General features: G+C 61.9%; 8 protein-coding genes and 1 pseudogene. 3 read left to right on the plus strand and 6 right to left on the minus strand.

Annotated elements, in window-relative coordinates; translation table 11 throughout:
- Window positions 1-15 precede the first annotated feature (15 nt).
- The 6 genes from GHK62_RS06335 to GHK62_RS06360 all read right to left on the minus strand — a co-directional run bounded on the left by GHK62_RS06335 (window position 16) and on the right by GHK62_RS06360 (window position 6,760).
- A protein-coding gene (locus GHK62_RS06335; RefSeq protein ID WP_167528167.1) for an IS630 family transposase occupies window positions 16-961 on the minus strand; the annotation gives its coding sequence in 2 pieces (ribosomal slippage) (window positions 16-621 and window positions 623-961; 945 coding nt in all).
- A gap of 325 nt (window positions 962-1,286) precedes the next feature.
- Window positions 1,287-2,498, minus strand: a complete 1,212-nt coding sequence (locus GHK62_RS06340) for a molybdopterin molybdotransferase MoeA (RefSeq protein ID WP_153437475.1) — start codon at window positions 2,496-2,498, stop codon at window positions 1,287-1,289.
- Window positions 2,498-2,989: a cyclic pyranopterin monophosphate synthase MoaC gene (gene moaC / locus GHK62_RS06345; protein WP_153437476.1), complete on the minus strand. Its 492-nt coding sequence runs from the start codon at window positions 2,987-2,989 to the stop codon at window positions 2,498-2,500. The genes GHK62_RS06340 and moaC overlap by 1 nt, the downstream gene beginning before the upstream one ends.
- Window positions 2,989-3,804, minus strand: a complete 816-nt coding sequence (trpC, locus tag GHK62_RS06350; RefSeq protein WP_153437477.1) for an indole-3-glycerol phosphate synthase TrpC — start codon at window positions 3,802-3,804, stop codon at window positions 2,989-2,991. The genes moaC and trpC overlap by 1 nt, the downstream gene beginning before the upstream one ends.
- 15 nt (window positions 3,805-3,819) lie before the next feature.
- On the minus strand, window positions 3,820-4,833 hold the full coding sequence (trpD, locus tag GHK62_RS06355) for an anthranilate phosphoribosyltransferase (protein WP_153437478.1): 1,014 nt from the start codon (window positions 4,831-4,833) through the stop codon (window positions 3,820-3,822).
- 34 nt (window positions 4,834-4,867) lie between these two features.
- Complete coding sequence (locus GHK62_RS06360; protein WP_153437479.1) at window positions 4,868-6,760, minus strand: peptidylprolyl isomerase; 1,893 nt, start codon at window positions 6,758-6,760, stop codon at window positions 4,868-4,870.
- A 377-nt stretch (window positions 6,761-7,137) separates the two neighbouring features.
- Between GHK62_RS06360 and GHK62_RS06365 the strand changes: the two genes are divergently transcribed.
- The 3 genes and pseudogenes from GHK62_RS06365 to GHK62_RS06375 all read left to right on the plus strand — a co-directional run.
- Window positions 7,138-8,784: a Na/Pi cotransporter family protein gene (locus tag GHK62_RS06365; RefSeq protein ID WP_153437480.1), complete on the plus strand. Its 1,647-nt coding sequence runs from the start codon at window positions 7,138-7,140 to the stop codon at window positions 8,782-8,784.
- A 149-nt stretch (window positions 8,785-8,933) separates the two neighbouring features.
- Complete coding sequence (glmU, locus tag GHK62_RS06370) at window positions 8,934-10,304, plus strand: bifunctional UDP-N-acetylglucosamine diphosphorylase/glucosamine-1-phosphate N-acetyltransferase GlmU (RefSeq protein WP_153437481.1); 1,371 nt, start codon at window positions 8,934-8,936, stop codon at window positions 10,302-10,304.
- A 146-nt stretch (window positions 10,305-10,450) separates the two neighbouring features.
- Window positions 10,451-10,718: pseudogene (locus GHK62_RS06375) on the plus strand (glutamine--fructose-6-phosphate transaminase (isomerizing)); the annotation flags it as partial.

A 10,718-nucleotide genomic window follows, 5' to 3' on the forward strand; every position in this document is an offset into this window, starting at 1 on the left:
TAGAGTCTGTCAGACCTACGTTGAAACGTATCCTGCATGCCTGAGATAGGCGGCGCATTCGTGCGGGCTGAACGCCTTGAGAGCTTCGCCGACGCGCCGCCATGTCGCCTCGACGCTACGCTCGTCGGCCTTGCGCAGCAGGGTCTTGAGTTTGGCGAACATCATCTCGATCGGATTGAGGTCGGGGCTGTAGGGCGGCAGGAAGAACAGATGGGCGCCGGCGTCGCGGATGGCGCTGCGCGCCGGCTTGCCCTTGTGGCTGCCGAGATTGTCGAGGATGACGATATCCCCGGGGTTGAGGGTTGGCGCCAGGCATTGCTCGACCCAGGCGGTGAAGGCAATGCCGTTGATCGGGCCGTCGAGCACGAAGGGTGCGACGATGCGGTCGTGACGCAGCCCGGCGAGGAAGGTCAGCGTCTTCCAATGGCCATGCGGTATTCTGGCGATCAGCGGCTGGCCGCGCTGACACCAGCCGCGGCTGCGCGTCATGTTGGTTTTGACCCAGGTTTCGTCAACGAACACCAGGCGGCGCGGATCAAGTCGATGTTGATGGGTCTTCCAGCGGCTTCGGAAGCGCGCCACCTTCGGCCTGTCCTGCTCGCTGGCGATCAGCGTTTTTTTTAAATGTCTTGCCTTCGCGGCGCAGAAACCGCCAAACGGTGTCATGCGAGACATCGATCCCGGCCGCCTTCAGATCGGCGGCAAGCGCCCGCACCGTCCAATCGGTTTTGGCCGCCAGTCGGCGGTGAACCTCATCGGCCGCCGCGCCCCGCAGCATGGGTTTGACATGGCCCCCCATCTTGGCCGGCGCCAAACCGCGGCCGGACCGGTCGAGCTGGCCGATCCGCACCGCCGTCGCCGCCGATATCCCAAAGCGCAAGGCGGCCGCCCGCACCGTCATGCCTCCGGCCAAAGCGGCGGCGACGCGCTGGCGTAAATCAAGAGAAAGAGGTCGCGCCATCATTGCTGGCCTCCTCACCAGCAATGATCTTGAATCACAATCCCAACAAAAAGGGAATCCTGTTTCGATTCAGCTTAACGCTGACCGACTCTAGTCCATCCGTAGTCAGCCGCCGCGACCGATGATTGAGTGACTACCTTACTATAGGCCTTGCATGTCTGCCGTATGACAAAGCAGCGGAAATGGCTCGAGAACGCGACTGTCCGGACTACAGCGCCGCGCGTCCAATCCGCACGCGCAAAGGTCCCTGTAGCACTTTGAATTGCTCCATGATTTTGTCCTTAAATCGACTCCGATTTAGGAGCCATGCAGTAGCTGCGCGTGTTTAGCGCAACCGCAGGACGTTGCATGGATCGCCGTTCGAAGCGGCCTCGGCGTGCGGTGCGCGAACGATGAGCCCGTCGGATTGCGCAAATATATTCATCATCGAGGAATCCTGACGCGCGAACGGATGGGCGGCGAGCGAGCCGTCGGGCTCGACTGTCAGCCGCGCGCGGACATAATCCTGGCGGCGATCGTTGGCAGGCAAGGGGGTCGCAAGCCGCGCCGTCGTCATCCGCGAACGAGGCGGTAGATGCGCCAGGTGCCGCGTCAGCGGTTCGAGGAACAGCAGTGCGCACACGAGGCTCGAGACAGGATTTCCCGGTAACCCTAGGACGGTCATGCCGGCGAGTCCGCCAACCATCAGCGGTTTGCCCGGACGCATGGCGATGCGCCAGAAATCCAGCACCATGCCGCACGACAGAAGAGTCGATTGAACAAGGTCATGATCGCCGACAGAGGCTCCGCCGAGCGTCACCAGGACGTCCGCTCCGGCCTCTTGTGCCTTGGCGACAGCGGCCGATATCGCCGCTTCATCGTCCGGCACGATGCCAAGATCAAGGACTTCGCCGCCGTTCTCGCGTGCAATAGCGGCCACGCCATAGGTATTCGATGCGATGATCTGGTCAGCACCTGGGGAACTTCCCGGTGGCAATAACTCGTCCCCGGTGGCGATGATCGCAATCTTCGGTCGTTCGAACACCGGCAGGCTTTCATGGCTCATGCCCGCGGCGAGCGTCAGTCTTCCGGCGTCGAGCACACTGCCTGCGGCAAGCGCGATCTCGCCTTTCTCAAAATCCTGCCCCGCAAGCCGGATATGACGACCCTTTGCCGGGGCGAACAACGTGCGGATTTTTCCGCCCGAAACCTTTTCGGTGTCCTCCTGGATGATGACGGTGTCCGCTCCGGCGGGCAGGGGCGCGCCGGTAAAGATACGAACGGCTTCACCGGCGCGAACCTCTCCCCGGAAACCATGCCCCGCGGCCGACTGGCCGATCACGACGAGTTGCGCGCCGATCTCGACGATATCGTCGTGGCGGACCGCATAGCCGTCCATCGCCGAATTGTCGAAGGCGGGATGCGTGACCCGTGCGACGATATCCTCGGCCAGCACCCGGCCGAAGCAATCGTGCAGGGCGAGCCTTTCTGTCCGACGGTGCGGGCGAGCTTTGTCAATGACCCTGGCGAGTGCATCCTCGACCGAAAGCAGCGACATTAGCGGTTATCTCCCTGGCGCCGGTAGTCGCCGGAACGCCCACCCGACTTGCTGACCAGCCGAACGCCGCCGATCTCCATTTCGCGATCCGCAGCCTTCGCCATGTCGTATATCGTCAGGCAGGCGATGCTGACGGCGGTCAGGGCTTCCATCTCGACGCCCGTCCGCCCCGTCAGCTTTGCCATCGCCTCGACGCGAAGCCCCGGCAGCGCGTCGTCCGGCACGATATCGACCGAGACCTTCGTCAGCATCAGCGGATGGCACAGCGGAATGAGATTGGACGTCTGTTTTGCGGCCATGATCCCGGCAAGCCGTGCGGTGCCGATCACGTCGCCTTTCTTGGCATTGCCCTTAATCAGCGCGAGCGTTTCGGGACGCATTCGCACAAAGCCTTCGGCGACGGCGACGCGTACGGTCTCGGTCTTGTCGCCGACGTCGACCATGTTGGCTTCGCCGGCGCTGTCGATGTGGGTGAGGGACGGGCCGCTCATTACTCTGCCGCCAATACGCTTCCGGAGCCCGTCAGCAGCGCCCGCGTCGCTGCCTCGACATCATCCTTTCTCATCAGGCTCTCGCCAACGAGGAAGGTAGAGATGCCGCGTCTTTCCAAGCGCCGGCAGTCTTCATGGGTAAATATGCCGCTTTCACTGACGAGCAGCCGGTCCGGTGGAATCATCGCCGCCAGTTGTTCGGACACGGCGAGGTCAACTTCGAATGTCCTCAGATTACGATTGTTGATGCCGACGAGGGGGGAAGTCAGCGTTAGCGCCCGTTCCATCTCCTGGGCGTCATGCACTTCGATGAGGACATCCATGCCGAGCGCAAGGGCCGATTCCTCAAGGCGACGCGCATCGTCGTCGCTCAATGACGCCATGATCAACAGGATGCAGTCGGCCCCCCAGGCTCGGGCTTCGAAGACCTGATACGGGTCGAACATGAAGTCCTTCCGCAATGCCGGAAGCGCACAAGCGGCTCGTGCCGCCGTCAGGAACTCCGGTGCGCCCTGGAAGCTCGGCGTGTCCGTCAAGACGGACAGGCAAGCTGCACCGCCGGTGGCATAGGCCTTGGCAAGCGCCGGGGGATCGAAGTCGGGACGGATCAGTCCTTTCGAAGGGCTTGCCTTCTTGATCTCGGCGATCAAGCCGAATCCGCCCTTCTCGCGACGCGAGGCGAGCGCAGCGTGGAAGCCCCGCGGCGGCGATTGATCTGCGATCCGCGCCTTCAGCTCCTCAAGCGAAACGCTCGATTTCGCCAAGGCGATCTCTTCGCGCTTGTAGGCTTCGATTTTGCACAGGATATCCGTCATGGAGCTATCTTCTCCTCAAGCGGCATTGGAGACGCTGATCAGCCGCTGCAAGGCAGTCTTCGCCGCACCGCTCGAGAGCGACTGCCTGGCGAGCGCCATGCCTTCGGTGAGATCCTTGGCGCGCCCCGCTATCATCAATGAAGCAGCGGCGTTCGCAAGCGAAATGTCCCGGTAGGCATTCTCCGCACCATCGAGAACGGCTTGCAGCGCAACGGCATTGTGCGCTCCATCGCCGCCTTTCAGTGCATCGAGCGTGGCCGTCTGAAGGCCGAAATCGGCCGGGGTCAACTCGAAACTCGTGATCTTGCCGTCCTCAAGCGCGGCGACCTTGGTGACGCCGGTCGTCGTGATTTCGTCGAGCCCTTCGCCGTGAACCACCCAGACGTTCTCCGAGCCGAGATCGCGCAGGACCTCGGCCAGCGGGTTCACCCATTGCGGTGCGTAGACGCCGACGAGCTGTCGCTTCACACCGGCCGGATTCGAGAGCGGGCCGAGCAGATTGAAGATCGTTCTCGTACCCAGTTCGACCCGCGTCGGGCCGACGTGCCGCATCGCGGAATGGTGCTGTTGGGCGAACATGAAACCGACACCGGCCTCGCTGATGCAGCGGGCGATCGCTTCGGGTCCGATGTCGAGCTTGACGCCCAGGCAAGAGAGCGCGTCGGCCGTACCGGATTTCGAGCTCAGCGCCCGGTTGCCATGCTTGGCGACCGGGACGCCGGCGCCGGCGACGATCAGTGAAGCGAGCGTCGAGATGTTGTAGGTGCCGGCACCGTCACCGCCCGTGCCGACGATGTCGATCGCACCCTCAGGGGCCTCGACCGGCAGCATGCGTGCGCGCATTGCGCCAACTGCGCCGACGATCTCGTCGACGGTCTCGCCGCGCACCCGAAGCGCCATCAGGAAGCCGCCGATTTGCGAAGGCGTCGCAGCTCCCGACATGATGATCTCGAAGGCCGCCCGCGCATCTTCACGATTGAGTGCCTCGCGAGTTGCCACTTTCGCCACGAACGGCTTCAAATCAGTCATGAGTTCGTTCCCCTGTCCGCAGCTTTTTTGTCCATCAGCGTTGCGCCAATGCGGTTTCGGCGAGTGTCTGGTTGATCGCCACACCGTAGGCCGTCTGCAGTGTGGAGACCATCTGATCAAGGATGTCGTCTCCACTGGCGCGAGCGATGGCCTCGATTTGACGGCTGTCGTTGTCGAGGACGTTTGCGGGGTCGCTGTCGTCGACTGCCGTGACCTGAAGGAGGACCTGGCCTTCTCCGCCGATGCCCGGCGCGTTGGCAACATGTCCGTTGGCGCCGCCAAAGGCCGCCGCGACGGCAGCTGGGCTCAAGGCAGCATCCTCGGTCGAGCGGGTCAGGCCGGCTTTCGTTTCGACGACGAGGCCGAGTTCGCTCGCTATGTCGGCAAGCTTCGCGCCTTTTTCGACGCGCTGCTTGAGTTCGGCTGCCTTGGTGGCAAGCGCCGCCCGCTGTTGCTCGGCGGTCCAGTCTGCCGCTACCTCATCGCGAACCTCGTCCAGGGTGCGGTCACGGGCGGGAATGATCTCTTCGAGATCGAACCAGGCAGAGCCGTCACGGCCGATGTTGACGGAAAGCGTGTCGAGCCCCACTTCCGCCTTGAAGACTTCCTGGAGAAGCGTACGCGCCTCCGGAATCCCCTGAACTTCGTCGCCGTTTTGGTCCTTGCCGGTGGCGTCGATCGCGTCGATCGTGACAAGCTTCAGTTTCAGCTGATCGGCCACTTGTTTGACCGTTGCGCCGGCGGCGCGCTCGTCCTCGATGCGATCGTGAAGATTGATGACCTCTTCGCGCGCTGCAGAAAGCGCGATTTCCTTCCGCAGTTCCTCCTTCACCTCATCGAAGCTGCGTATGGTTTCCGGCTTGATGTTGGTTACCCGCAGGATAACCGGGCCGAACGCACCCTCCACAACCGGCGTAACACCACCCTCCGCCGGAACGGCAAAGGCGGCATCGGCGAGCTTCGCATCGGGCATGCGCTCCTTCGTGAATTCGCCGAGCAGAACGTCTGCAGCGGTCTTGCCCTCGGCCTTTACCAGATCGTCGAAGGAGGTGCCGGCTGAGAGCTTGGTTGCCGCAGCGTCTGCCGCCTCACGCGAAGGGAAGGCGAGCTGTTCGACGGTTCTCGTTGCCGCCGAGCGGAAGCTTTCCTTGCGCTTCTCATAGTCCGCGCGCAGCTCCTCTTCAGACACGGTCTCGGTCGCTACCAGATCTTCAGGCTCCAGCTTGATATAGCTGAACTTGCGATACTCTGGAGCGCGATAGTTCGCCTTGTGGCTTTCGAACCAGGGCGCAAGCACGTCGTCGCCCGGCGCCTTGACCGCATCGATATTCGCGTTCGAGAGCAGCAGATAGTCGATCGAGCGCTTTTCGTGGCGATATTTGCTGACGGCATCGGCCAGTACCTTGGGAGCGGTGTATCCGTCGGACAGCGCATCGACGATCTGCGACCGGACCGCAACCTGGCTGCGGTTGTTGATGTAGTCCTGCTCACTTAAGCCCGCGTTGCGCAATACGCTCGAAAACGTCAGCCGGTCGAACTGGCCGTTGACACTGTGGAACGCCGGGTCCTCGCCGATAAGCTTCGCAAGCCGATCCTCGGAGAGGCCGAGGTTCATATCCAGTGCGAGCTGATCGAGCGCAGCACCGGCGACCAGCTGAGAGTAAACCTGCGACTCGATGCCGAAGGCACGGGCCTGCTGGCGCGTCAGCGGCGTCCCGAGTTGCCTCGAAAGCAGGCTCAATTGGCGCTCATATGCGAGGCGAAAGTCGCTCGGAGAGACCTTGATATCGCCGACCGTCACCACCGCGTTGGGCGTGCTTGCCACCATCAACGTCTGACCGCCCCATACCATGAACGACATGACGAGAATGGCCATAAGGCCTTTGACGATCCATGTCTGGGAAGCTTTTCTGAGCGATTCGAGCATAGGGGCAGAAACCTTGTTGCAGTACGGTGGCGTCACGCCAAAAACGAATTCGTTCCTTAGAACAAACCAAACAGGAATTGAAGGGCGCTTCGCGGCAAATTGCGACACCTCCGTTCAGGCCGGAGGCATTCATTTCTTCCCGGCGATTTTTGCGGCGCACAGCGTTCGGCGATGGGCTCGCCTGTTCGGAAAATCACGGAGCCCAGCACGATCGGACGCGAACAACAAAGTCGATGTCGGATTCGTTAGCCGGCAATAGAAAACGATCTGCAAGATTGTCGGTTTCGAGCGCATATCGCGTCGAGACGAAACGGGAATCCTGTGCTCGATTATGAGGTAAACTACCCTGATTCCAGTGGCCGTTACGGGAACATGCCATGCAGTCAACGATCGTGATGGTCAATCTATTCGGTGCGGTGGCGCTACTCCTGTTCGGCCTGTCGCTCGTCAAGGATGGCGTCACGCGTGCATTCGGAGCGAGGCTGCGCACCGGTCTCGCACAGGGTACGAGCGGCGCGGTTCGTTCGTTTGTGACGGGGCTTATCGCGACGCTCGCATTGCAGAGTTCGACGGCCACGGCCTTGATGACCGCTTCCTTCGTGGAAAGGGGGCTGGTGCGCGCGCGAATGGCGCAGATCGTGCTTCTGGGTGCCAATGTCGGCACGGCGATGACAGCCTGGATCGTTGCGATCGGGATCGGGTGGCTGTCGCCGGCAATTATTCTGGCGGGCGTCGTTGTGCATCGGATGAGCCGGTCGAGCGCGCGTCAGGGCGGCGGCTTCGCCCTTGTCGGCATCGGTTTGATGCTGCTGTCGCTCGATCTGCTCTCCGCGGCAACGGAACCGATGCGGGAATCTCGCGCGCTCGCGGCATTTCTCGGCATGCTTGACAGCGCCTGGCCGGTTGCCCTGATCATCTCGGCGGGCCTGGCCTTTGCCTCCTCGTCGAGTCTGGCGATCGTGATGCTTGTGCTTTCCCTCTCTTCTGCCGGGGTGCTCTCCGCCGGACTGACCGTCGCATTGGTGCTGGGCGCCAATCTCGGGGGAGCGATTCCGCCGGTTATCGCTACCCTCGGTTCGGCACCTCCCGCGCGCCGCGTCACGCTCGGCAACCTCGTCGTGCGCGGCATGGGCTGCCTCATTGCTCTTCCGATCGCAGGGATTGGGGCGGAGTGGTTGCAACATCTGCCGTTGCCGCGACAGAATCTACCGGTCGACATCCATCTTGTCTTCAATCTCGTCGTCGCGACTGTCGCGTGGCCGTTCGCGGGTTTGCTCGCGCGCCTGATGAGCCGCTTCGTTCCCGACGAGGAAGCTGGCGAGACGGGGCCGCGATATCTCGATGAAGCGACGCTTGACACCCCTGTGATGGCGCTTTCCGGTGCAACGCGCGAAGTCTTGCGTGTCGGGGATTTGGTCGAGGCAATGCTGACGCGCGCATCGAACGCGTTCAACAACAACGATCTCGGTGAACTGTATGATATCGGCAAAATGGAAAAGCAGGTCGATCTCCTCCAGCAGGAGGTTAAGATATTCCTGTCCCGGCTCGGGCGCGATGGACTTGGCGCCGAGGACGGTCGCCGTTCGATAGTCATCATCGACTATGCGATCAATCTCGAGCACATGGGCGACATCATCGAAAAAGGCCTCTGCGAGCAGATCGATAAGAAAGTCACCAATGGATTGAAGTTTTCCGAAGACGGCTATCAGGAGCTGAAAAGCCTGTTCAACCTGACGATCGATAACCTGCGCATTGCCCAGACGATCTTTGTCAGCCGCAATGCGGACCTCGCTCGTCACCTGGTCGAGGTCAAGGTCGATGTCCGCCACATGGAAAAACGCTCGGCTGAGCGGCATCTCGAACGCCTTCGCGACGGCCTGCTTCAGAGCCTGCAGACGAGCTCTCTGCATCTCGACATGTTGAGGGACCTGAAGCGCATCAACGCTCACATAGCGTCCGTTGCCTATCCCATTCTCGAAGAAAGCGGCCTCTTGACGGAAAGCAGGCTGCGTCCTGAGGCTTGAGAGCTGGTCGGGCCGCCCCGTCAGGTTTAACCGGGGGTTACGCGACGTGATTTCGAGAATTATGCTTCTCGCAATATCTTGCCTATAAGAACACCGTCGAGTCAGGCGATAGGGCATCCGCCTGCGATAAGTACCAAGGAGAGATGAGAATGGAACGGACGTGCCTGGCGATCATCCTGGCGGCTGGCGAAAGCACGCGGATGAAATCGTCCGTATCGAAGGTGCTGCATCCGGTGGCGGGCAGGCCGATGATCGCCCACGTCGTCGACGCGCTCGCAAGCGCCTCGATCTCGGATGTCGCGCTCGTCGTTGGTCGCGATGCCGAGGCCGTTTCCGCCGCCGCCCATACCGCTGGCGTCACCGTCACCTCGTTCCTGCAAAAGGAGCGGCTCGGCACCGGCCACGCAGTGCTTGCGGCTCGCGAGGCAATTGCGAGGGGTTACGACGACATTCTGGTCGTCTTCGGCGATACCCCCCTTATCACGCCGGAGCCGCTCAAGGCGGCGCGTGAGGGGCTTGCTGAAGGCAACGACGTGGTCGTTATCGGGTTCGAGGCTGCCGATCCGACCGGCTACGGTCGCCTGATCGTCGAGGACGGTGTGCTGGTCGCGATCCGGGAGCATAAGGATGCATCCGAGGCCGAGCGTCGGATCACTTATTGCAATGGCGGGCTGATGGCGATCAACGGTCGCAAGGCCCTCGATCTTCTCGGCCGCATCGGCAATATGAACGTGAAAGGCGAATATTATCTCACCGATCTCGTTGAAATCGTTCGCGCCGTCGGGGGCAAGGCAGTCGCCGTCGAAGCGCCCGAGGAGGAACTGACCGGCTGCAACACAAGAGCGGAACTCGCCTATATCGAGCGTCTCTGGCAGCAGCGCCGGCGGCAGGAACTGATGCTCTCAGGCGTATCGATGATCGCGCCGGAAACGGTTTTCCTTTCCTGGGATACCGAACTCGCCCAGGATGTCCTGGTGGAGCCGAATGTCGTCTTCGGTCCTGGCGTCACCGTGGAGAGTGGGGCAATTATCCACGCCTTCTCGCATATCGAGGGCGCGGTTGTTCGCGCGGATGCGACTGTCGGACCGTTCGCACGCCTTCGTCCCGGCGCCGATCTCGGCCCGAAATCGAAGGTCGGCAATTTCTGCGAGGTGAAGAAGGCCGAAATCGGTGCAGGCGCCAAGGTCAACCATCTGACCTATATCGGCGACGCGTTCGTCGGCGCCGGATCGAACATTGGAGCGGGAACCATCACCTGCAACTATGACGGGGTCAACAAGCATGTGACCCGCATCGGCGAGAATGCCTTCGTCGGGTCGAACTCTTCGCTCGTGGCTCCGGTGTCGATCGGCGATGGCGCGCTTGTTGCATCCGGCAGCGTCATTACCGACGACGTTCCCGCCGACGCCGTCGCCTTCGGGCGCGCGCGCCAGGAAATCAAGCCGGGCAGGGCACCGATCCTGCGCGAACGCTACGAGACGGAGAAGGCCGCTAGGAAGAAGCCGAAGGCTGCCGAATAGGTCACGTTAAATACTGAAACTGAAAGTGAAATCGGACCGGATTGCCTCACGCGGCAATTTCGCTACGAAAGCCTGAAGGCGGCGAGGTCGTCTGCTTTGGGTAACAGTTGCGCCGGGACAGGCGTGAAGAGAACGCGGAGAGGGACATGTGCGGTATCGTTGGCATCGTCGGCAATCAGCCGGTATCGGAGCGATTGGTCGATGCGCTGAAGCGGCTCGAATATCGCGGTTATGATTCGGCGGGCGTTGCAACCATCGACGGGGGCCGGTTGAAGCGCCGCCGCGCCGAGGGGAAGCTCTTCAATCTCGAAGCGAAGCTGAAAGAGGAGCCATTGGCCGGCAGCATCGGCATCGCCCACACGCGCTGGGCGACGCATGGCGCGCCGACGGAGCGCAACGCACATCCCCATTTCA

The sequence above is a fragment of the Sinorhizobium terangae genome (assembly GCF_009601505.1).
GTDB lineage: Bacteria > Pseudomonadota > Alphaproteobacteria > Rhizobiales > Rhizobiaceae > Sinorhizobium > Sinorhizobium terangae.

Coding starts and splice junctions, on each gene's coding strand:
- trpD (WP_153437478.1), bottom strand. CDS start 4,833: ATGACTGATTTGAAGCCGTTCGTGGCGAAAGTGGCAACTCGCGAGGCA.
- trpC (WP_153437477.1), bottom strand. CDS start 3,804: ATGACGGATATCCTGTGCAAAATCGAAGCCTACAAGCGCGAAGAGATC.
- moaC (WP_153437476.1), bottom strand. CDS start 2,989: ATGAGCGGCCCGTCCCTCACCCACATCGACAGCGCCGGCGAAGCCAAC.
- GHK62_RS06365 (WP_153437480.1), top strand. CDS start 7,138: ATGCAGTCAACGATCGTGATGGTCAATCTATTCGGTGCGGTGGCGCTA.
- GHK62_RS06360 (WP_153437479.1), bottom strand. CDS start 6,760: ATGCTCGAATCGCTCAGAAAAGCTTCCCAGACATGGATCGTCAAAGGC.
- glmU (WP_153437481.1), top strand. CDS start 8,934: ATGGAACGGACGTGCCTGGCGATCATCCTGGCGGCTGGCGAAAGCACG.
- GHK62_RS06340 (WP_153437475.1), bottom strand. CDS start 2,498: ATGTCGCTGCTTTCGGTCGAGGATGCACTCGCCAGGGTCATTGACAAA.